The organism is Burkholderia sp. E168m22 (assembly GCF_001319805.1).
In the GTDB taxonomy this organism is placed as follows: Bacteria; Pseudomonadota; Gammaproteobacteria; order Burkholderiales; family Burkholderiaceae; genus Burkholderia; species Burkholderia orbicola.
On the sequence record NZ_BBSK01000153.1, the window covers coordinates 15856 to 37800 of the forward strand.

The 21945-nt window shown below is 70.1% G+C and carries 21 protein-coding genes; 4 read left to right on the forward strand and 17 right to left on the reverse strand.

Going from position 1 to position 21945, the window contains the following annotated elements:
• Positions 1-173 precede the first annotated feature (173 nt).
• On the forward strand, positions 174-1211 hold the full coding sequence (locus AP428_RS33635; RefSeq protein ID WP_041489210.1) for a sigma-54-dependent Fis family transcriptional regulator: 1038 nt from the start codon (positions 174-176) through the stop codon (positions 1209-1211).
• 37 nt (positions 1212-1248) lie between these two features.
• Here AP428_RS33635 and AP428_RS33640 read toward each other — a convergent pair whose 3' ends face one another.
• The 11 genes from AP428_RS33640 to AP428_RS33690 form a co-directional block, all read right to left on the reverse strand.
• The gene (locus AP428_RS33640; protein ID WP_011545584.1) at positions 1249-2199 is read right to left on the reverse strand and encodes a glycosyltransferase family 4 protein; all 951 of its coding nucleotides are present in this window, start codon (positions 2197-2199) and stop codon (positions 1249-1251) included.
• A complete protein-coding gene (locus tag AP428_RS33645) occupies positions 2189-3277 on the reverse strand; it encodes a glycosyltransferase family 9 protein (protein WP_011545585.1) in 1089 nt (362 codons plus the stop codon). The genes AP428_RS33640 and AP428_RS33645 overlap by 11 nt, the downstream gene beginning before the upstream one ends.
• Positions 3274-4275, reverse strand: a complete 1002-nt coding sequence (locus AP428_RS33650; protein ID WP_011545586.1) for a glycosyltransferase family 2 protein — start codon at positions 4273-4275, stop codon at positions 3274-3276. Before AP428_RS33650 ends, AP428_RS33645 begins: the two co-directional genes overlap by 4 nt.
• The gene (locus AP428_RS33655) at positions 4272-6017 is read right to left on the reverse strand and encodes a carbamoyltransferase C-terminal domain-containing protein (RefSeq protein WP_011545587.1); all 1746 of its coding nucleotides are present in this window, start codon (positions 6015-6017) and stop codon (positions 4272-4274) included. Before AP428_RS33655 ends, AP428_RS33650 begins: the two co-directional genes overlap by 4 nt.
• Before the next feature lie 3 nt (positions 6018-6020).
• Complete coding sequence (locus tag AP428_RS33660) at positions 6021-7226, reverse strand: glycosyltransferase family 9 protein (protein ID WP_011545588.1); 1206 nt, start codon at positions 7224-7226, stop codon at positions 6021-6023.
• Positions 7223-7834 carry an HAD-IIIA family hydrolase gene (locus tag AP428_RS33665; RefSeq protein WP_011545589.1) on the reverse strand — a complete coding sequence of 204 codons (612 nt, stop codon included), beginning with the start codon at positions 7832-7834 and terminating at the stop codon, positions 7223-7225. Before AP428_RS33665 ends, AP428_RS33660 begins: the two co-directional genes overlap by 4 nt.
• A complete protein-coding gene (locus tag AP428_RS33670) occupies positions 7825-8574 on the reverse strand; it encodes an SDR family oxidoreductase (protein ID WP_012336587.1) in 750 nt (249 codons plus the stop codon). Before AP428_RS33670 ends, AP428_RS33665 begins: the two co-directional genes overlap by 10 nt.
• A 196-nt stretch (positions 8575-8770) precedes the next feature.
• Positions 8771-9298: a hypothetical protein gene (locus AP428_RS33675; RefSeq protein WP_034196537.1), complete on the reverse strand. Its 528-nt coding sequence runs from the start codon at positions 9296-9298 to the stop codon at positions 8771-8773.
• Positions 9240-12041 carry an ABC transporter transmembrane domain-containing protein gene (locus AP428_RS33680; RefSeq protein ID WP_011695003.1) on the reverse strand — a complete coding sequence of 934 codons (2802 nt, stop codon included), beginning with the start codon at positions 12039-12041 and terminating at the stop codon, positions 9240-9242. Before AP428_RS33680 ends, AP428_RS33675 begins: the two co-directional genes overlap by 59 nt.
• A gap of 47 nt (positions 12042-12088) precedes the next feature.
• A complete protein-coding gene (locus tag AP428_RS33685; protein ID WP_011545593.1) occupies positions 12089-12952 on the reverse strand; it encodes a BON domain-containing protein in 864 nt (287 codons plus the stop codon).
• Positions 12953-13136: 184 nt separating this feature from the next.
• Complete coding sequence (locus AP428_RS33690) at positions 13137-13499, reverse strand: hypothetical protein (RefSeq protein ID WP_041489313.1); 363 nt, start codon at positions 13497-13499, stop codon at positions 13137-13139.
• A gap of 273 nt (positions 13500-13772) precedes the next feature.
• Between AP428_RS33690 and AP428_RS33695 the strand changes: the two genes are divergently transcribed.
• Entirely contained in the window at positions 13773-15353 is a 1581-nt protein-coding gene (locus AP428_RS33695; protein WP_011545595.1) for an ATP-binding protein, read from the forward strand.
• A 10-nt stretch (positions 15354-15363) separates the two neighbouring features.
• On the opposite strand, the gene AP428_RS33700 is transcribed toward AP428_RS33695, so the two are convergent.
• The 4 genes from AP428_RS33700 to AP428_RS33715 form a co-directional block, all read right to left on the reverse strand.
• Positions 15364-15687: a four-helix bundle copper-binding protein gene (locus AP428_RS33700; protein ID WP_011695001.1), complete on the reverse strand. Its 324-nt coding sequence runs from the start codon at positions 15685-15687 to the stop codon at positions 15364-15366.
• A gap of 35 nt (positions 15688-15722) precedes the next feature.
• Positions 15723-16928, reverse strand: coding sequence for a zinc-dependent alcohol dehydrogenase (locus AP428_RS33705; RefSeq protein ID WP_011545596.1), 1206 nt, complete (start codon positions 16926-16928; stop codon positions 15723-15725).
• Between the two features lie 140 nt (positions 16929-17068).
• Positions 17069-17539, reverse strand: a complete 471-nt coding sequence (locus tag AP428_RS33710) for a membrane protein (protein WP_011545597.1) — start codon at positions 17537-17539, stop codon at positions 17069-17071.
• A gap of 29 nt (positions 17540-17568) precedes the next feature.
• Entirely contained in the window at positions 17569-18207 is a 639-nt protein-coding gene (locus AP428_RS33715) for a MarC family protein (protein ID WP_041489314.1), read from the reverse strand.
• Between the two features lie 122 nt (positions 18208-18329).
• Here AP428_RS33715 and AP428_RS33720 point away from each other — a divergent pair, with 122 nt between their 5' ends.
• Positions 18330-18548 carry a DUF6566 family protein gene (locus AP428_RS33720; protein WP_006481288.1) on the forward strand — a complete coding sequence of 73 codons (219 nt, stop codon included), beginning with the start codon at positions 18330-18332 and terminating at the stop codon, positions 18546-18548.
• Positions 18549-18597: 49 nt separating this feature from the next.
• Here the strand turns inward: AP428_RS33720 and AP428_RS33725 are convergent, their stop codons facing one another.
• Together AP428_RS33725 and AP428_RS33730 are read right to left on the reverse strand one after the other, a co-directional pair.
• Complete coding sequence (locus AP428_RS33725) at positions 18598-18975, reverse strand: DUF5594 family protein (protein WP_011545599.1); 378 nt, start codon at positions 18973-18975, stop codon at positions 18598-18600.
• A gap of 42 nt (positions 18976-19017) precedes the next feature.
• Positions 19018-20547 (reverse strand): FAD-dependent oxidoreductase, encoded by a 1530-nt coding sequence (locus tag AP428_RS33730; RefSeq protein WP_011545600.1) that lies wholly within the window; start codon positions 20545-20547, stop codon positions 19018-19020.
• 232 nt (positions 20548-20779) lie between these two features.
• On the opposite strand from AP428_RS33730, the gene AP428_RS33735 reads away from it, so the two are divergent.
• Positions 20780-21940, forward strand: coding sequence for an NAD-dependent formate dehydrogenase (locus tag AP428_RS33735; RefSeq protein ID WP_006481291.1), 1161 nt, complete (start codon positions 20780-20782; stop codon positions 21938-21940).
• Positions 21941-21945 lie beyond the last annotated feature (5 nt).

Sequence of the window (21945 nt, forward strand, 5' to 3'; positions counted from 1 at the left end):
ATTCGCCGCTCATCGAATAAATCTATCTGTCGCCATAAATCGCATTGCCAGATTCAATGTCGTCGAATCGGTATAAAAGGTATTCTGAGTACGTGAAAGACGACGTGTGCCACGTCCTTTTTTACCTGGTCACGACACATTCGGTCAAAACTTCCCAACCCGGTTATTACTCCATGTCGAAATCCGACGATGACGGCACGCGACTGTTCGGTCGTTCGCGAACAATTCAGGATCTGCTGCTGAAAGTGTCGCGCGTCGCCGCCACCCGCGTGAGTGTGCTGGTGGTCGGCGAAAGCGGTGCGGGAAAAGATATCGTCGCCCGGCTCATTCACGACATGAGCCCGCGCCGTCGCGGGCCGTTCGTGCCCGTCAATTGCGGCGCGATTCCGAAGGACATCGCGGAGTCGCAGTTGTTCGGCCACGAAAAAGGCAGCTTCACGGGTGCCGTTGCACAACATGTGGGCATGTTCGAGGCCGCGCGCGGCGGCACGCTGTTTCTCGACGAGATCGCCGAGATGCCGCTCGAATTGCAGGTCAAGCTGCTGCGCACGCTCGAAACCAACACGATCGTGCGCGTGGGCGGCCACGAGGCGATTCCGCTCGACGTGCGGATCGTCGCGGCCACCCATCACGACCCGGTCGAGGCCTTGCGCAGCGGCGCGCTGCGCGAAGACCTGTTCTACCGGATCGCGCCGATCGCGCTGCACGTGCCCGCGCTCCGGCAGCGCGAGGACGACGTCGGCGATATCGCACTGCAGATCGTCGAACGGCTGAACGCGCGGCACCGCACGCGCAAACGGCTGTCGACACAGGCGATGAAGGCGCTGCGCGCGTACACGTGGCCCGGCAATGTGCGCGAACTGCGCAATACGCTGGAGCGCGCGTTCATCCTCGCCGACGAGCAGATCGAGCTGCAGTTGCCGCGCCGCCCGCCGCCGCGCGAGGAAGTGCGTCACAACGCGATGACGCTGCATATCGGCACGACGCTCGCGCATACGCAGCAGCGCTTCATCGTCGCGTCGCTACGGCATTTCAACGGCGACAAGCCGCGCACCGCCAAGGCGCTCGGCATCAGCCTGAAAACGCTGTACAACCGGCTCGCGCTGCTGCCCGAAAGCGAGCGCAATGCAGCCAGCGGCAGCGCGCCGCCGGCCGCGAACGCGTCGAACGGCGGCAGCGCCTCCACTTCGCCGCCCGCGACGATGCCGTAAGTGCGGCGGGTCACGCCGCCGTCACGCCATCACGCCGTCACCCCGTCACGTCGCGCAATGCGGCGTCCCAGTCGCGCGCGAACCGCTCGATGCCGAATCGCTCGCACGCGTCGCGTTTGGCCGCCGCGCCCCACTCTCGCGCCAGTTCCGGATCGCGGATCAGCATCCGCATCGCGTCGATCAGCACGGCCGGCCGCGTATCGGCCACGCCGTTGCTGCCGGTCTTCACGAGTTGCGCCATCTCGGTCGTCGCCAGCGCGACGACCGGCAACCCGATCATCATCGCCTCGATCACCGCGAGCCCGAGGCTCGTATAGCGGATCGGATTGAAGAAGAACCGGTAGTGCGACAGGAACTGCGGCAGCGCCGGGTTCGGCACCTCGCCGATCCCGCCAAGCTCGCTCGACCCCATCCCGACCAGATCGATCGGCACGCTGTGCCGCACGACCTCGAACAGGTCCGCGCCGAGGCGCCGGCCGCGGCGCGCGAGGTTGTTCACGACGGCCACGCCCTTCGGCAGCGTGCCGTGATACTCGACACCTTCGGGCATCAGCACGCCATGCTCGATCACGCGCGTCGGCGTCACGCCGTTGTCCCACATCAGCGCGTTGAACGGCGTCACGTGCACCAGCAACACGTTCGGGTCCTGCACCGGATGCAGCGTGTCGGTCGGATGCTCGCGCGGCGGATCGTGCTCGACGAACAGCGTCGGCAGCGCGCGCTGCGCTTCGCTCAGCAGCCGCAGGCGGTCGTGCTGGTAGTGCTTCGCGTGCTGGTACAGCACGCAGTCGAATTCGGTGTCGCGCACGCACTCGGCCGGCACCTCGTGCACGTTGTCACCCCACGGCAGGTGCCCGACGCGGCCCGCATAGCCAGGCGGATGCTGCGGTTTCGTCACGATGTAGAAATCGTGCGGCGCCTGCGACAGGTAATACAGGTAGTTGCCATGCACGTGCCAGGTGAGCACGCGCAACCGCTTACGTGACATGACGTCTCTCCTCCGCGAGCAGCTCGCCCGCCCGGTCCATCACGTCGCCGACGCCGATCGCCGTCGCGCACTCGTGCCCGTACGGGCACGTATCGAACATGCACGGCCGGCACGGCGGGTAGTTCGCGAGCACATGATGACGCTCGGTGTCGAGCGGCGCCCAGCGGGCCGTATCGCTGCCGCACGCGACGACGATGCTCGGCGTGCCGAGCGCCGCCGCGACGTGCGATACGCCCGTGTCGTTGCACAACAGCAGCCGCGCGCGGGCGATCAGCGCGGCCAGCGCGCCGAGCGGCGTGCGGCCGCACAGGTTCACGCACGGCCGCCCGAGGTGTTCGGCGAACGCGCTCGCCAGCGCCAGTTCCGTGCGCGTGCCGGTCAGCACGATCTGCCAGCCGTCGTCGGCGAGCTGCCGCGCGGCGTGCGCGAAGCGTTCGACCGGCCAGCGTCGCGACGCCATCCGCGCGCCGGGATGGACGATCACGTAACGGCCGGGGTCGAGCGAGTGCTCGTCGCAGAGCACGTGCCACAGCGCGTAGTCGAGGCCGCCGAGCGGGAATTCGAGGTAGTCGCCCCAGTCCGCGTAGCCGAGCTTGCGCGTGAGCGCCAGGTAGCGCGTCACTTCGGGTTCGTCGTCGCGCCACACGAGCGCGCAGTCGAGGGCGGCCGTGCCGCCGTCGGCCGGCACGAAGCCGGCCGTGCGCGTCGCGCCGAGCGACGCAACGATCGCGTTCGTGTGTGCGCCGCTGCCGTGCAGCTGGATCGCGAGATCGAAGTCGCGCGAGCGGCATTCGGCGATGAATGCCTCGCGCGTGGCCGCGTCGGGTTCGGGCTGTTCGCCGAGACCCGGCGCGCCGGGGAATGCGATGAAGCTGTCGATGTAGTCCGAGAAGCGCGATGCGAATTCGCGCGCCCACGGCAGGCCGATCAGCGTGATGCGCGCGTCGGGTTCGCCGCGTCGCAGCGCGCGCAGCGCGGGCACCGCGCACAGCATGTCGCCGAGCTGCAACGCGCGGAACACCGCGATCCGCTTCGGGCCGCGCGAGCCGTCGGAATCGACGCCGGGATCGAGCTTCATAGGAATAACACTCTGAAGTGAAGCGCGCCGCGCATGCGCCAGTACAGCGACACGGGCGGAATCGCGATGGACGTGACGATCATCTCGGCCACATGCGACACCGTGAGCTGCGTGCCGCGCAGCCGTTTCGCGCAGAACCCCGCAGTGATCGCGGCCCACACCGCCGCGCACACGATGGCCGGCGCCGGCCAGCCGGCCGCGAAACAGCCGATCGCGCCGAGCGCGGCGAGCACGGCCGCGTAGTAATGCCACGGCGGCGTCGGCCGGATATGACGCCGGTAGGTCGTGCGATGCTTCTTGTACAACAGCGCATCGAAATACACCTTCGACTGCGCGCCGATGCTCGATCCCCAGCGCGCGGGGCGCACCGGATGCACGATGCGCGCGGCGTCGGCCTCGACGATCGGCCCCGCATGCTCGTGCAGCGCGAACATCAGGTCGGCGTCCTCGCGCCACGCGCGCGTGAAGCGTTCGTCGAAGCCGCCGATGCGTTCGAGCGCCGCGCGCCGCACGAAGCAGTTCGCGGTCGCGAATTCCGCCTGCGCGAGCCCTGCCGCGTCGCGTTCGTAGTCGGTCGGGCGCGGCCGCAACGGCACGTCGATCCGGCCGGCCGCGGCCGACGCCGACGGCTCGGCCAGCAGCGCGGCTGCGCCATGGCGCAGCCAGGTCGGGTCGGGGATCGTGTCGTCGTCGGTGAATGCGATCAGCGCACCGCCCGCGCTGCGCCAGCCGACGTTGCGCGCGCCGGCCGGCCCCTGCGTGTCGGGCGCGGTCATGTAGCGGATCACCGGCACGTCGGTCACGCGTGCGCGGCACGCATCGACGACGGCGCGCGCACTGCCGGCCGGATCGTCGTCCACGACGACGATCTCGTAGGTGGTCGGATCGAACACCTGCGCGCACAGCGCGTCGAGGCAGCGTTCGAGCAGATCGGGCCGCCGGTAGGTCGGCACGACCACCGACACCACGGGCGGCAGGTGCGTGTCGCGCATGTTCATCGCGGCTTCTCCAGCAGGAACGGGCCGATCACGAGCGCATCGAGCGGCGAGGTCCAGAAGCATTCGATCGCGTCGCGCGGCGAGCACACGATCGGTTCGCCGCGCGTGTTGAACGACGTGTTGACGAGCACCGGCACGCCGGTGAGCGCGTCGAACTCGGTCAGCAACGCATGCAGCAGCGGATGCTGGGTTTCGTCGACGGTCTGCACGCGCGCGGTGCCGTCGATGTGACGCACGGCCGGAATCTTCGCGGCGCGCTCGGGCAAGACGTCGTACACGAACAGCATGAACGGCGCGCGCAGCGGCGTGCGCCGGCCGCCGCTGAACCAGTGATGCGCACGGTCTTCGAGCACGACCGGCGCGACCGGCCGGAAATCCTCGCGATCCTTGATCCGGTTCAGCTTCTGCTGCATGTCCGGATCGATCGGCGACGCGAGGATCGACCGTGCGCCGAGCGCGCGCGGGCCGAACTCCATGCGCCCCTGGAACCAGCCGATCACGCGGTTCGCCGCGAGCAGCGCGGCCGTCTGCGCGGCGACGTCGGCAAGGCGCCGGTACGGCAGCTGCGCTTCCTTCAGGAACGCCTCGATCGCGTCGTCGTCGTACGCCGGCCCGAGATACGCGTGATCCATCCGCCAGTCGCCGCGCGCACCGCGCATCCGGAAGTCGGTCCACAGCGCGGCGCCGAGCGCGGTGCCCGCATCGCCGGCGGCCGGCTGCACCCATACGTCGTCGAACGGGCCGCGATCGCGAATCCGCGCGTTCATCACGCAATTCAGCGCGACGCCGCCCGCCATCGCGAGCTGCCGCTCGCCGGTCTCGGCGGCGAGCCAGTCGACCGCCTGCAGCGTCGTCTCCTCGAGCACCAGTTGCAACGCATGCGCGATGTCGCAGTGATGCGGCTCGATCGGGCCGCCGCGTTCGCGCGCCGGGCCGAACAGCGCCGCGAGATCCGCGTCGAGCACGTCGTAGCGCCCTTCGCCGCGATACCGCACCAGCTTGCGCATCTCGTCGGCGAACACCGGCTTGCCGTACGACGCGAGCGCCATCACCTTGTATTCGTCGGACGAGTGCAGGAAGCCGAGATAGCGGGTCAAGCGCTCGTACAGCAGCCCGAGCGAATGCGGCAGGTTGACCTGCCCGAGCCGCCGGTACGCGCGGCCGTCGAACACGCCGTAGCTCGTCGTCGCGCGCTCGCCGCGCCCGTCCATCGTCATCACCGCGCAGCGCTCGAACGGCGCCGCGAGAAACGCGCTCGCCTCGTGCGCGAGATGGTGCTCGATGAAATGCCAGCGGAACGGCCCGTCGTGCGTGACGCCGCGAAAGCGCCGCTGCAGGTGATGCGGCGCGCCGCCCGCGAGCTGGCGCGGCGCGTTGACGATCGACGACAGGAACAGCGGATGCCACGGCGACGCGCCATCCTCGCGCGGCGCATGCGCGGACGGCGACAGCGGCAAGGTCAGTGCCGGCGCCGTGCCTTCGCGGTCGAGTTCGAACCACGGGTCGTACGAATACGCGACGTGGTCGACATCCGCGAGCGTGATGCCGGCTTCCGCGAGGCAATAGTCGATCGCGTGGAAAGGCAGCTCCCAGGTCGAGAACGGCACCGGGCGCTTCGCGTGCTTCACGTGCGTGAAGCGTTCGTCCTCGGCCGCCGCGATCACGACGCCGTCGCGCACGATGCACGCGGCGCTGTCGTGGAAGGCGGCGTTGATGCCGAGCGTATAGGTCGATTCAGGCATGCGTCAGTTCCTCGTGATGACGTGCGCGAACGGAATCACGTTCGATGCGTGCGCCGCGACCGGCTCGCCTTCGTCGTGGGCGGCAGCCCACTCGGCCGCGCGTTGCGCATGGCGCGCGCGGCCGCGCAGCAATGCGTGCACGGCGGCGGCGACGTCGTCGACGCTCACGCCGCGCAGGCACGGATGGCCGGGCTGGTTGCACACGCTGCGATAGCAGTTGCGGCACGGCACGTCGACGTTCAGCACACGGTGCGGCACCCGCCACGGCGTGTGCTGCGGATTGGTCAGCGCGTACAGGTCGACCACCGGCGTGCCGAGCGCGGCCGCGAGATGCACGGGGCCGCTGTTGTTCGACAGCAGCAGGTCGGCCGTCTCGACCAGCGCGCCGAGTTCGCCGAGCGGCAACACGCCGGCCAGCGGCACCGCGCGCGGCCCCGCCCGTTCGCACACCGCGTCGACCAGCGCGCGTTCGTCCGCGCTGCCCGTCACCGCGATGCCGTCGAACAGCGGCGCGACCGCGGCGGCCGCTTCGCCGAAACGCTCGGCCGGCCAGCGCCGCGACGCGGCGGTCGCGCCCGGATGGACGACCAGCCAGCGCGCGCGCGTCGCTCCCGGCTCACGCGCGCCGCCGATGCGCTGCAACGCGGCCTGCAGGCGCGCGTGCACCGCACGCCGCGCCGCGTCGCCCGGCTCGAACGCCATCCGCCAGTCGGACGTCTTCGCGCCGATCGCACGCACCAGCGCGAGCTGCCGCGCGACCTCGTGGCGCACGTGCGATTCCGGCTCGGTTTCCGGCACGCGGTCGGTCAGCAGTTCGTACGGGTTCTCGCGGCAATGCGCGAGCCGCAGCGGAATGCCGGCGAGCCAGCACATCATCGCGGCGGGCAACGGATTCTGGCTGTAGACGGTGAAGATCACGGCCGCGTCGAAGCGGCCCGCCAGCAGCCGGTCGATCATGTCGAGATCGGCCACCGGATCGCCGCGCACGTCGGGATGCTTGACCCACGGCGCGTCGTAGCTCCACACGTCGTCGACCATCGGCAGATGCTTCGCGAGCGCGGCGCCCGTGCGCGACGTCAGCAGCGTCAGCTGGCGATCGGCGCCGCTCTCCTTCAGCGCGCGCAGCGCGGGCGTGGTCATCAGCACGTCGCCGATGCTGTCGAGCCGCACGCACAGGATGCGGCGGGCGCGGCTCCAGGCCGTGCTCATCGCCGCACCCACGAGCCGTGCCGGCGCACGGCTTCGCGCACCACGATGTCGGCGGCCAGGTCGATGCGATCGACGACGTGGTGCGGCGTGCGCGCGGCGTTGAGCTGCCACTCGGTCTCGTTGCCGCAGTCGACCAGGATCGTGCCGCAGCGCGCGGTGCGGCCGGCCTCGACGTCGTCGAGAATGTCGCCGATCATCCAGCTCCATTCGGGCACGGCACCGAGCGCGCTCAGCGCGCGGCGCAGCATGCCCGGGCGCGGCTTGCGGCAGATGCAGTCACAGGTGTAGCGCGGCACGCTGCCCCGCGGGTGATGCGGGCAGTAAAAAAAATCCGCCAGCGTCGCGCCGTTTGCTTCGAACAGTTCGGCGAGACGCTGGCGGACCGCGCCAAGCTCGTTTTCGGTAAAGCGGCCGAGCGCGACGCCCGGCTGGTTCGACACGACCGCCAGCGGCATGCCGGTCGCGCCGAGCGTGCGCAGCGCACGCGCGGCGCCCGGCGCGAGGCGCATGCGCGCGGGGTCGACGTTGTACGGCACGTCGTCGAGCAGCGTGCCGTCCTTGTCGAGCAGCACCGCGCCGGGCAGCCGCCGTTCGCGCTTCAGGGCCATGACGTCTCCTTCATCGGCAGCACCATCAGCTCCGGCACCACGGTGCCCGGCGGCTGCGTCAGCACGAAGCGCACGGCGGCCGCGACGTGCTCCGGCGGCTGCAGCGTGTCCTCGTCGATGTCCGGGAAACGGTCGAGCAGGAACGGCGTGCGCATCCCGCCCGCGACGATCGCCGACACGCGCACGCCGCTCGGCCGCAGTTCGGCGTGCAGCGCGTGCGACAGCCCGAGCAGCCCCCACTTCGTCGCGTGATACGCGGACGCGTTCGGCCACGCGCGCTTGGACGCGGTCGACGCGATGTTGACGATATGCCCGTTGCCGCGCGCCTTCATCATCGGCACGGCCGCGTGACACATCAGGTACGGGCCGAACAGGTTCGTCATCAGCACCTGCTGCCACGCGTCGACGCTCACGTCGTCGATCGGCGCGGTCACGTCGATCGCCGCGTTGTTGACGATCACGTCGAGCTCGCCGAGCGATTCGCGCGCGTCGTGCACGACCTGCAGCACCGATGCCTCGTCGCGCACGTCGAGCGGCCGGCCGACCGCCTGTCCGCCGTGCCGCTCGAGCCGCTGCGCGACGGCCGCCGCGCGGTCGCCGTCGAGATCGGCGACGACGACGTGCGCGCCGTGCTGCGCAAGCTCTTCGCAAATGGCTTCGCCGAGACCGCGGCCGCCCCCGGTCACGAGTGCGGTCCGGCCGGCGAGCGGCGGTTTGGCTGGATCGTGAGTCGCGTTCACCTGCACCTCCTGTCGATGTCGGAAATCCATCCGGTTGACGGCGACACTTGTCGCGACAACCGTCCGTGCATGAGGTACAGCGAAAACCGTGCCGGCCTGCGTGTGCCCGTGCCGCATCGGGCTGTGCCACGCGCCCGCTGGCTTTTTTATAACCGGCTGTAAAAACGGGTCCGGGCCGCCGCGCCTGGGCGGCCCCTCAGATCGCGAGCCCGTCGGGCGTGGCTTGCGCGCGGTGCTTCGCGAGCGCGCGCAGGCAGTGCGCGATGCAGCCCGCGAACGCCTCGTCGAACCACGGCTGCGCACCCGACACGCCGACCACGATGCCGCCGAGCGCGACGCCGCCCCACAGGTTCGTGTCGCCCGCGCGCAACCGATACGGCTCGAGCGCCTGCACGACGTGGCCGTCGCGGCCCGTTTCCCACGAGAGCCGCGCCTTGGCGCGGGCGTAGGCGCGATAGTCGGCGTCCCAGTCCTTCGGGTCGGGCAGCGAAAACTCATACAGGATCGCGTCCTCGAACGCCGCGTCGTGCGGGCCGAGCGCGGGGTCCATGATCACGATGTGCAGGCAGCCGCTGTCGCCGACGAAGTCGCTCTGCAGCGCGGCGGACAGCGTCGGCAGCAGCAGCTCGACGGCCGCCACCGCGGCCTGGCGGTCGGCGAACGCACTACCGCCGCGACGCGCGTTCAGGGCTTCGGGTGTCGTCGGGTTCAGAAGGTTCGGCATGGATTTCTCCAGAGGAAAACGCGAGCGCACGCAACGCCGCGATCAGGTCGGCCGCTACCGCGGGCTTGGTCAGGTACGCATGGAAACCGGCTTCGACCGCGCGCGTGCGGTCGCGATCGCGCGCATGGCCGGACAACGCCAGCGCCTCGAGCGGCGCGCGGCCGTCGCGATCGCGCGCGGCGTCGAGCTGACGCACGCGCGACATCACCGCGTAACCATCGTCCTCGTCGTCGCCGAGGTCGATGTCGCAGACGAGCAGCGCCGGCCAGTCGGCCCGGCGCGCGCGCCACAGGTCGTCCAGCAACGCCTGGCCCGACGCATACGCGTGCACGTCGGCGCCAGCCACCTTCAGCAGCGCGCCGAGCGCCTCGCGCGCCTCGTCGTGATCGTCCACGCACGCGATGCGCAGGCCGTCGAGCGGCTTGGCCGTGGCCGCCGCGCCGGCGGCCAGGTTCGACACGGCGCCGGCGGGTTGCATCGACGCCGGCGCCACGGCGTACATCGGCAGCGACAGGTGCAGCGTCACGCCGGTATCGTCGCGTTCGCGCACGACGTAGCCGCCTGCCTCCTCGATCGCGTCCTGCAATCGTTCGAGATCGATCAGCGACAGTTCCGTTGCGTCGACGCCCGTGCACGCGATCGTGATGCGCGCTTCCGGGTCGTGGCGCGCGGTGCGCACCTCGAGCTGCCCGCCGCTGCTCGCTTCGATGGCGCCGCGACACAGCTCCCACACGAAGCGCCGCAGCGCGGCCGGATCGGCGTTGACGACGAGATCCTCGTCCGACACATGGCGAAACACCGGCACGCCGCGCCGCGCGGCCGCCTCCGCCAGCGAATCGAGCACCTGCGACACGAGCGGGTTGATCCGCACCGGCTGCCGCGCGAACTTCGCTTCCGTGCGTTCCAGCTCGCGCTGCTTCGCCTGCAGCGACCACATCTGCGCATACACGCCGCCGCTTTCGAGCAGTTCGTCGTGGGTGCCGTGCTCGACGAGCCGGCCGTGCTCCATCACGAGAATGCGATCGGCGTCGACGATGGTCGACAGCCGGTGCGCGATGATGAGGCTCGTGCGATGCTGCGCGACGCGCATCAACTCCTGCTGGATCGCGCGCTCCGAGCGCGTGTCGAGCGCCGACGTCGCCTCGTCGAACACGACGATCGGCGGCGCCTTCAGCAGCGCGCGCGCGATCGCGACCCGCTGCCGCTCGCCGCCCGACAGCCGTACGCCGCGCTCGCCGACGCGCGTGTCGTATGCATCGGGCAGCCGCTCGATGAACGCGTCGAGCTGCGCGCCGCGCGCCGCCGCGATCACCTCGCCGCGGGTCGCGTCGCGCTTGCCGTACGCGATGTTGTACGCGAGCGTGTCGTTGAACAGGATGGTGTCCTGCGGGACGATGCCGAGCGCGTCGCGCAGGCTGCGCTCGGTGACGAGCCGCAAGTCCTGACCGTCGATCCGGATCGTGCCCGCATCGGGCTGGTACAGCCGGAACAGCAGCCGCGCGAGCGTCGACTTGCCCGACCCGCTGCCGCCGACCACCGCGATCGTCTGCCCGGGCTCGATGCGGAACGACACGTCGAACAGGATCTGCCGGCTCGGCTCGTAGCCGAAGTCGACGTGCTCGAACTCGATCGCGCCGCCGCGCACGACGAGCGGCTGCGCGCCGGGCGCATCGCCGTCCTCGCCCGGCTTGCCGCGCGCATCGAGCAGCCCGAACAGCCGCTCGATGTTCGTCATCGCGTCGTTCGCCTCGCGGAACACGAAACCGAGCGCGTTCAGCGGCAGGCTGATCTGGATGATGTACGCGTTGATCAGCACGAGATCGCCGATCGTCATCGCGCCGCGCGCGACCTGCTGCCCGGCGAGCAGCATCACGGCCGCGATCCCCGCGCCGATGCAGGCGCTCTGCCCGATATGCAGCGCCGACAGCGCGTACTGGTTGTCCACGCCGGCCTCGCGCCATTCGTCGAGCACGCGGTCGAGCCGGTCGCGCTCGACGTCCTCGCGTGCGAAATACTTGACCGTGTCGACGTTCAGCAGGCTGTCGACCACACGCGAATTCGACTCGGCCTCGAGCGCGTTCACGCGCCGCTGGTAACGCATGCGCCGGCGCGTAAACACCACCGTATACGCGGCGTAGACGGCGAACGTGACGAAAATGATCGCCGTGAAGCCGCCGCCGTACTTGCTGATCACGATCACCAGCACCGAGCCGATCTCGATGGCCGTCGGCACGATCGTAAACACCGCGACGCCGAGCAGGTAGCCGATCCCGGCCGTGCCTTTCTCGAGGTCGCGCACCACGGCGCCCGTCTCGCGCTGCGCATGAAAGCGTGCGCCGAGCCGATGCAGGTGGCCGAACGTGCGCACGGTAAACGACGCGACCGTATGCTGCGTGACCTGCACGAAGGTCATGTCGCGCACTTCGTTCAGCGCGTTGGATGCGAAGCGTACGACCGCGTACGCGAACAGCAGCAGCACCGGCCACGCCATCGGCTGGCCGGCCGCGCGGCCGAAGCCGTCGACGATGTCCTTGAGCAGCAGCGGCACCGACACGGCCGCCGCTTTCGCGAGCACCAGCAGCACGATCGCCGCGAGCACGCGGGTGCGGTAATGCCAGATCGCACGCCAGAGCTCGACCGCGATCCGCACCCGCAGGCCGCGCTCGTCGCGGCGGCCCCGGGGGGCGCGGCCGGCTGCCGCCTCACGATCCTTGATGGGCGTTTCGTCGATTCCGGTCGTCATGCACGCATTGCTCGCGGTCGGGGGCGGGCCGTTTCACGCACGGGCGGTCAGTGGCGCGGTTCGCGCTCGCGGCCGCCCACGACGGTGCCGGGCTCGGGGTCGCGCGCGGCCGGCTGGGTGGGCGTGACGGTCCGCTGATCCGGATGCAGCACCATGCCGGCATCGTGTTCGCCGTCACGGCGCACGCGCACGCGATTCTCGACGTCCTGCACGCCCAGGCAACCGTCGGCCAGATCCTCGATGTCGTGCTTCATCCAGCGCGCCGGCACCGTGCCCTCCAGTTCGACGCGCCCCGCCTTCACCTGCACGGTGACGTCGCTCACGTCGATCTCGAGCGCATGCGCGAGCCGCTCGCAGACGTCCTCGCGAATCCGCTCGTCCGAGCGCGTATAGCCTTTCGGACCGCGGCGATGGCGCAGCGCGTCGCGTTCGGTGTCCCTGCCGAAGCGCGACAGGTCGGGGGCGCTGCCGCCGTAGCGCGGGTCGCCTCGGGGGTCGCCTATGTCGCGCTCGCTGCCGTACCAGCCCATCCGGTGATGGCCACGGTATTCCGGGCGCTCGCCGCCGTACCGCCCTTCGTGGCCCTGCGCGCGGCGGCCCGGGTCACCGTAGCCGCGCTCGGCGCCCCGCGCCGGCTCGCGCGCGCCACCCGACCAGTCCGCGTCGCCGGCACCGCGCCGCTGGTCGGCCGGCCGCGCCGCGCGCTCCGTCCATTCGCTGCCCCAGTCTTCGGGGCCCGTGTCCTCGCTCGCGAATCGGCGGTAAGCCGATTCGTAGTCTTCTTCCGGCCACCGTGCCGGGTCGTCCGGGATGCCGCGCTCGCCGGCGCCCCGGTACGCGCGTTCGTCGCGCTCGTGCCAGTCGGGCGAGCCGCCACGCTCGCCATGCCGTCCGGGATATCGTCGTTGCATCGTGTCTCTCCTTGATCGCCCGCGCCGCGCACGGTCCGATGCCGCGTCGCGGCGCGCGTCGGTCGGGTGAATGCAAATCGCGTGCCGGCGCCGTTGCCGGGCCGCGACGGTTGCGCATCGCAGCCCGGGGAAACCGCCAGGCGCCCCAATCTGCAACGCGATTGCAGTTTTTGCGTGCCGGACGTCATGGCGCGCCGCCGGCCTCGTCCGGGTCGTCCGATTCGTCCGTCCGGCCCGGCTCGCTCAGCCGCTCGGTGCGATCCGGCTCGATATCGGCGCCTTCCTCCAGCGTCGAGTCGCCATCCGCCGACGCGCGCTCGCCGGTGCCCGCGCGGTCCGTGTCGCTGTCGAGCGACGCGTCGCCGCGTTCGAGCGCATGGTCGTCCAGCGGCGAATCGACGTCGAACGGATGGCGACGCGCGCCCGCCGTGTCGCTGCCGCTGTCGGACGAGTCGCTCGGGCCCAGCGCCCGGCCGTCGCGGCCGCGGCGGGCGTTGTCGTCGTCCGGGCCGGCCGGTTCGTTGTCGGGATTCAGGGTGCTGTTCATGTCGGCCTCCTTGCCTGGCTTGCCGCCGGGCGGCCGGCCGGATGGCCGCCGCACGACAGGCGGACTGTCCGGTCGTGCAATCGGCATGCCGCGCCGGCCGCCGACGGTCGCGCCGGCGCCCATGTCGGCGGACGGCACGGCCGATGCGCGCCCATTGATCAGCCGAATCGAGTTCCTTTATTCTTTCGGACGTGCCAATTCGATCCGCGCGGCCGCCTGTCCGGCGGCGGTTCGACGACCTGCGGCCGCCCGTATTTCCGACCTGCCGCTCCGATGAAGAAAGACGACGCCGATTTCCACCCGCATCCGCCGCCCGACGCGCGCGATCTGCAGCACCGCTTCGCCGAATTCCGGTTCCAGACCGTGGTGGAGTCGATCACCGACTACGCGGTGTTCATGCTCGATCCGGACGGCAACGTCGCGACCTGGAACGCCGGCGCGCAACGCATCAAGGGTTACCGCGCGGCCGAGATCGTCGGCCACCATTTCTCGCGGTTCTACCCGCCCGACGCGATCGCGGCCGGCCGGCCGTCGCACGGGCTCGAAGTGGCCGCCGCGCACGGCCACTTCGAGGACGAAGGCTGGCGCGTGCGCAAGGACGGCACGCAGTTCTGGGCGAGCGTGACGATCACGCCGGTGCGCGATGCGACGCACGCGCTGTGCGGCTTCATCAAGATCACGCGCGACATGACCGAGCGCAAGCGGCTCGAGGAGCTGGAGGCGTCGACGCACCGGCTCAGCGTCTTCATCGCGATGCTCGCGCACGAGCTGCGCAATCATCTCGCGCCGCTGCGCAATTCGGTCGGCGTGCTGCAGAGCCTCCCCGATCCGGCGCCCGTGCTCGCGCAGTGTCGCGATGCCGTGAACCGCCAGGTCGCGCAACTGACGCGGCTCGTCGACGATCTGCTCGACGTCGGGCGCATCACGGCTGGCAAGGTCGAGCTCGACGCTCGCCCGGTCACCGTGCGCGACATCGTGTGCCGCGGCGTCGAGAGCATCCAGCCCAAGCTGGCCGCCCGCGGGCAGTGGATCCGCGTCGACCTGCCGACCGACTCCGTGGTGCTGCACGGCGACGACGCACGGCTCGTGCAGGTGCTGCACAACCTGCTCGACAACGCATCGAAATTTTCGCCGCACGGCGGCCGGATCGACGTCGGCGCGCGGATCGACGGGCCGTCGGTGGCGATCAGCGTCGTCGATCACGGCGTCGGCATCGCGCCCGGCGCGCTCGAAACGATCTTCGACCTGTTCGAACAGGAAGGTGCGACGGGCCGCTCCCCGTCCGGCGGCTTCGGGCTCGGTCTCGCGATCTGCCGGTCGTTCGTCGAACTGCACGGCGGGCGGATCGCCGCGGAAAGCGGCGGGCCCGGCCACGGCGCGACGTTCACGGTCTGGCTGCCGATCGCGCAAGTGGCGCGCAACGAGCACACCGCACCGCCCCCGCCTGCCGCGCCCGGACAGCCGGCCGTCGAGCCGCTGCGCATCGTCGTCGTCGACGACAACCGCGACTCGGCCGATACGCTCGCGGTGCTGCTGCAACTGAAAGGGCACGCGCCGCGCGTCGCGTACAACGCGAACGAAGCGCTCGCGCTCGCTCGCGACTACGCGCCGCAGTTGATGCTCCTCGACCTGACGATGCCGGACGTCGACGGCTTCACGCTGTTGCAGGAGCTGCGCGCGATCGACGCGCTGCGCGACACCACCTGCGTCGCGCTGTCCGGCCACGCGCGCGCGTCCGACCTCGAGCGCACCGAACGCGCGGGCTTCGACGACCATCTCGTGAAGCCCGTCGAGATGGCCGTGCTCGACGCGCTGCTGCAGCGCGTCGCGCGCCAGGTTCAGGGTACGCCGTAAGCGTTGGGGCTCACGCCATCGCGCGGCACATCGCCGCGCATGCCTCGCACGCGAGCGCGCAGCGGCGGCAATGCTCATGCGCATGCCGCGAACACTCGGCCGCACACAGGTCGCAAGCATGCGCGCACAGCGCGCAAATGCGCGGCGCGAGCCCGCTGCGGCGCGCCATCGCGCCCGACGCGAAGCGGCACAGCTGCGCGCATTCGATGTCGAGCGCGATGCAGGTCGCCAGCGCATGCACGTCGCGCTCCGCGAGGCAGGCGGCCGCACAGGTATCGCATGCGTGCGCGCAGGCGTCGCAAGCGGCCATACAGTTGTCGTATTGATCGGTCATTGCAGTGCTCCCGGTTTCGGTTCGTGGGGTCGTCGTCATGGTGCGAGCTTCACCTTCATCCACCCCGGCTCGCGCACGTCGAACGCGCGATACGCATCGATCGCGTTGGTCAGCGGCTCGGTACGCGTGAGCACCGACAGCGGATCGAATGCGCCGCTGCGCACCAGTTCGACGAGCGGCGGCGTCACCGTCCGGTGATTGCAGTTGCCCATCTTGATCGTCAGGTTGCGGTTCATCGCCTCGCCGATCGGAAACACGCGCGCGGCCGGCGGGTACACGCCGATCACCGAGATCGTGCCGGCCTTCGCGACCGCGCGCACCGCCCATTGCAGCACCTGCGACGGCCCGTCGCCCGGCACCCAGTTGCGGCCGTCCGGCTTGCGGTGCGGCACGATCGCGTCGACTTCGGCATCGAATGCGCGCGCGGCATCGCGATCGGCCGCGGCCGGCCCGTGCGTCGCGCGCATCGCGTCGACGCCCACCGCGTCGATCACACGATCGACGCCGATCCCGCCGGTGAGCCGCAGCACCGTATCGACCGGATCGTCCTCGGAGAAATCGACGATCTCGGCGCCCTGCGCGCACGCCATCTCGAGCCGCGACGCGATGCGGTCGATCGCGATCACGCGTCCGGCGCCCATCAGCTTCGCGCTCGCGATCGCGAACTGCCCGACCGGCCCCGCGCCGAACACGGCGACCGTATCGCCCGGCTTCACTTCCGCGAGCTGCGCGCCGAAATAGCCGGTGGGGAAAATGTCCGACATCAGGATCGCGCGATCGTCGTCGATCGCATCGGGCAGCCGGATCAGGCTCGCATGCGCAAGCGGCGTGCGCGCGTATTCGGCCTGCAGCCCGTCGACCGGGCCCGTTTCGGCCGGCCCACCGAAGAACGACGTGCCCGCACGCGGCCCGCCCGGATTCGCGACGTCGCATTGCGCGGTATAGCCCGCGCGACAGTAGGCGCAACTGCCGCATGCGATCGTCGACGGAATCAGCACGCGATCGCCGCGCCGCAGGTTACGCACGTCGCGTCCGACCGCCTCGACGATGCCGACGCCTTCGTGGCCGAGAATCGTGCCCGGCTTCATGCCGCCGAGCGTGCCGCGCACCATGTGCAGATCGGTGCCGCAGATCGCGCTGGCCGTGAGACGCACGACCGCGTCGGTCGTCGCGGAGACTTCCGGATCGGGCACCGTGTCGATGCGAATATCGCCGATGCCGTGAAATACGACTGCTTTCATGTCAGGCCCTCCTTGTCGAAAGCGGAAACGGTGAAGGTCACCGTCGAGCCGATCGAGCAAGGCATGCGCCTGTGGAGCGCGCGCGGCGCGCCATTGGAGAGCAGACGGGAAGGGCTTCGCTGTCGGGAAGGGCCGGCGCGTCAGTCCGTCGCCGGGCCGCGCTCGCCGCTGCCGTCGCGCGCGTTCGAGATCGCTTCGACGAGCTTCAGTTCGTCGTCGATCGACAGCGTCGTGTCGGTCACTTCGCCGCCCAGCGGCGCGAGCGCCGCGCTCAGCGCATAGATGTCGAGCTGCGTCGCGGCCAGCCCGAGCGACACGGTGCCGGGGCGCGCCTTGCGCGCGACGCGGTCGGTCAGCGCATCGTCCACCGGACGTTCGCGCCACGCGTCGAGCGACGATTCGATATGCGCGACCACGCTGTCGAGCAGCGATCCGGACGACACGCGCCCCGGATCGACTGCATGCGTGCGCAACTGTCCGTCGGTCGAGCACTCGACGATCACGACACCCGCAAGCGCGACGACGTGCCGGTCGCGCAGCGTGCCGAGTTCGGCCAGCGCGCGCCGCGCCGCGTCGAGATCGGGATAGGACAAGACGATCAGCGTGTTCATTCAGCGACTCCATGCAATCGAACGGACGCTCAATGCGGCAGCCCGAACGCGGCTTTCAGGCTCGCGACGATCATCTGCATCGCGATCGCCGCGAGAATCATCCCCATCAGGCGCTGCGTGACGGCCGTCACGCGCGGCGACAGGTAGTGGCCGATCAACGGCGCCGACAGCAGCGACACGGCCAGCAGCACGAGAAACGCGGCCAGCCCGAGCGCGAACGCGAACTCCTGCCCGGTCGCGACGGCACCGTGCCCGAGCACGATCATCGTCGCGATCGTGCCGGGGCCGACCAGCAACGGGATCGTCAGCGGGTAGATCGCGACGCTGTCGGCCGCTGCCGGATCGGCGCTTTCGTCGGCGCCCGGCGCATGCTGGCGGCTCGGCGCACCATGCAGCATCGACAACGCGATCAACAGCACCAGCAACCCGCCCGCGAGCCGGAAATCGTCGATCGTCAAGCCGAACACGTGCAGGATCGCGCCGCCCGCGACCGCCGACACGATGCAGCCGACCGTCACGCCGATCGCGGCCGTCAGCGCGACCTTGCGACGCACGCCGTCCGCCGCGCCTTCGGTCAGCGACAGGAACACCGGAATGTTCGCGATCGGGTTCATGATCGCGAACAGCGCCGCGAACACCTTGATGGAAAAGGTCAGGTCGAAGGACACAAGGTCGCTCCCGTCTCGCGCGGCACGTGACACGCACACGCCGGTTCGTTTTCGATGCGCGGCGCACGCCATGCTGATACGATCCACGCACCACGTTCATTCACGACGGAGGGCCCCGTTCGATGCAGGCCACCGACACTTTCATGGGTCATGAGATTCGCGTCGACGCGACGCGCAACGCGAACGGCGCATGGGTCGCACAGGTGCGGATCTTCCGCGACGGCGCGCCCGTCGACCTGCCCGCGCCCGAACTCGTCACGCCGGAATGGCTGACGTGCGACGAGGCGCTGCGCGGCGGCATCGACCAGGGGCGCGTGATCATCCGGACGCGCGACCGGTAGCCGCGCGCGGTTCGGCCGCACGCCATCGGCCGGCATCGCGCGACGCACGTCACGCATCGAAATCGAGGTCGCCGATCAGGATCTCGCGATCGCGCTGCGTCCGACTGCTGAAATCGACCGGCAATTCCATCTGCCAGCGCTCGATCGTGACCGGCAGCACCGCGAGATAGCGATCGAAGCGGCTGTGGTCGGGCTCGGCCAGCAGACCGGCGATCGCATCGTCGCGCCACGCGAGCCGCGCGTTCAACCGGTTCGGCAAGCCGACCGTCGACGTGAGGCCGATCACGTCGACGCAGGTCGGGCTGCCCTGCCCGTCGTGCGGCACGACGTCGACCCTCACTTCGCCAGGCTGGTACAGGCCGCGCAAGCGCGTCGCGATGCGCGGCGCAAACTCGGTTTCGAAACGGGCACGGACGTCAGGGTTCATTTCGCCTCCATTCAAGGTTCGGTGGGTGTCGTCATGCTGCTTTCATGCGGAAGCCCTCTGCCGCTCGAGCGCCGCTTCGGCCTTCAGGTTGTCGAGATCGCGAGCTATCGTCACGACCGCGAGCCGCGTGTTGCCACGCCAGTACGCGATCGAGCAGTCGTGCGCGCCGAGGTCGCCGTCAATCTCGACGCGATCCCATTGCTCCGCATGCCCGACATAGCGAAGCGTCAGGTCGTAATGCTGACTCCAGAAAAACGGCACCGCGTCGAACGGCCGCTGCTGGCCGAGCAGGTTGCGCGCCGCGACGATGCCCTGCCGCTCGGCGACGACCCAGTGCTCGACGCGAATCCGCTCGCCCGTCAGCGGATCGGGCCAGCGCGCGATATCGCCGGCCGCGTAGATGCCGGCCGCACTCGTCTGCAGGAAGCGGTCGACCGTCACGCCGCGTTCGACCGCGAGCCCGGCGTCCTGCGCGAGTTCGACGTTCGGATGCACGCCGATCCCCACCAGCACGACGTCGGCCGGCAGCACGTCGCCACTCGACAGCGTCACGCTGTCCGGCCCGATCCGCGCGGGCGTCGCGCCGAGATGGAACACCACGCCGTGCGCTTCGTGCAGCGCCTTGATCGTGTCGCCGAGCGCGTCGCCGAGCACGCGGCCCATCGGATGCGGATCGGGCGCGACGACGTGCACGTCGAGCCCGCGTGTACGCAACGCGGCAGCCGCTTCGAGGCCGATGAAGCTCGCGCCGACCACCACGCAGCGGCGCGCGGTTTTCAGCTTCGCGATCAGCGCATCGCAATCGGCGCGCGAGCGCAGCGTACGGACGTGCGGCAGATCGGCGCCGGGCACGTTCAGGCGGTTCGGCTCGGCGCCGGTCGCGAGCAGCAGCGCGCCGTATTCGATACGGCTGCCGTCGGCCAGCTCGACCGACCGCTGAGCGGGATCGATGCGCGTGACCCGCGTATTGCAGCGCACGTCGATCCGCTGCCCGGCATAGAACGACGGCGCGCGCAGCGGCAACCAGTCGGCTTCCGCCGTGCCCGCGAGGTAATCCTTCGACAGATTCGGCCGGTCGTACGGCGGATCGACATCGGCGCTCAGCAGCGTGATCGCGTGCGGATAGCCTTCCTGCCGCAGCGTCACCGCTGCTGCGATCGCGGCGGCGCCGCCGCCGACGATCACGACCGACGTGGGCAGCCCGGTTTCCTTCAGCGCAGGCGGCGCAGCGGCCGGCCGCGCATCGACTACGACCGCGCGGCCGTTGCGCCGCTCGACGCGCCAGCACGGCAGCCCGTCGAGCGCCGGCGCGCGCTCCATCTCGCCGGTGCGCAGGCAGAACGCCGCGTGATGCCACGGACAGCGAATCGTGTCGCCGACCAGCAGGCCCTGGGCCAGCGGCCCGCCGTAGTGCGGGCATTGCGCGCCCACCGCGAACAGTTCGTCGGCACGGCGCACGAGCAGCACCGCCGCGTCGCCGACATGGCCCTCGATCATCGCGCCGTCGGCGAGATCGTCGAGCGCGATCCCTTGCGTGAGATCGGGGCGTGAGGACGCATCGCTTCCAGTCATGACGTGGCTCCCGAAAAGTCAGGTAACGATCCCATTATCGCCATCCCTCCTGAAAAGAACAGGTACAGACGCCCCGCAGCGCACGCAAACGCGGACTGTAGCTTGTACGCGATCCGCGACCGGCGTAGAACGTGATCAACGTTGCGGTGCACCACGGCGGCCGCCTGCGACGGGCACGGCGCGACCCGCGCAAGCCGCGTGCCGCCTTCACCTTTCAAAGGAGCACTACCCGATGGCTACCGTCCTGTGCGTGCTCTACCCCGATCCCGTCGACGGCTATCCGCCGCGCTACGTGCGCGACACGATCCCGGTCATCACGCACTACGCGGACGGTCAAACCGCGCCGACGCCGGCCGGCCCGCCCGGCTTCCGGCCCGGCGAACTCGTCGGCTCGGTGTCCGGCGCGCTCGGCTTGCGCGGCTATATGGAAGCGCACGGCCATACGCTGATCGTCACGAGCGACAAGGACGGCCCCGACTCCGAATTCGAGCGCCGGCTGCCCGAAGCGGACGTGGTGATTTCGCAGCCGTTCTGGCCCGCGTACCTGAGCGCGGAACGCATCGCCCGCGCGCCGAAGCTCAAGCTCGCGCTGACGGCCGGCATCGGCTCCGATCACGTCGATCTGGACGCCGCCGCACGCGCGCGCATCACGGTTGCCGAAGTCACCGGCTCGAACAGCATCAGCGTCGCCGAGCACGTGGTGATGACGACGCTCGCGCTGGTGCGCAACTATCTGCCGTCGCATGCGGTCGCGCAGCAGGGCGGCTGGAACATCGCCGACTGCGTGTCGCGCAGCTACGACGTCGAAGGGATGCATTTCGGCACGGTCGGCGCGGGTCGCATCGGTCTCGCCGTGCTGCGCCGGCTGCAGCCGTTCGGCCTGCAACTGCACTACACGCAGCGCCACCGGCTCGATGCATCGATCGAGCAGGCGCTCGCGCTCACGTATCACGCCGATGTGGCGTCGCTCGCGAGCGCCGTCGATATCGTCAACCTGCAGATTCCGCTGTACCCGTCGACCGAGCACCTGTTCGACGCGGCGATGATCGCGCGGATGAAGCGCGGCGCGTACCTGATCAACACCGCGCGCGCGAAGCTGGTCGACCGCGACGCGGTCGTGAATGCGCTCACGTCCGGCCATCTCGCCGGCTATGGCGGCGACGTATGGTTTCCGCAGCCGGCGCCGGCCGATCACCCGTGGCGCACGATGCCGTTCAACGGGATGACGCCGCACATCTCCGGCACGTCGTTGTCCGCGCAGGCGCGCTATGCGGCCGGCACGCTGGAAATCCTGCAATGCTGGTTCGACGGCAGGCCGATCCGCAACGAATACCTGATCGTCGACGGCGGCACGCTCGCGGGCACCGGCGCGCAGTCGTACCGGCTGACATGACGTCG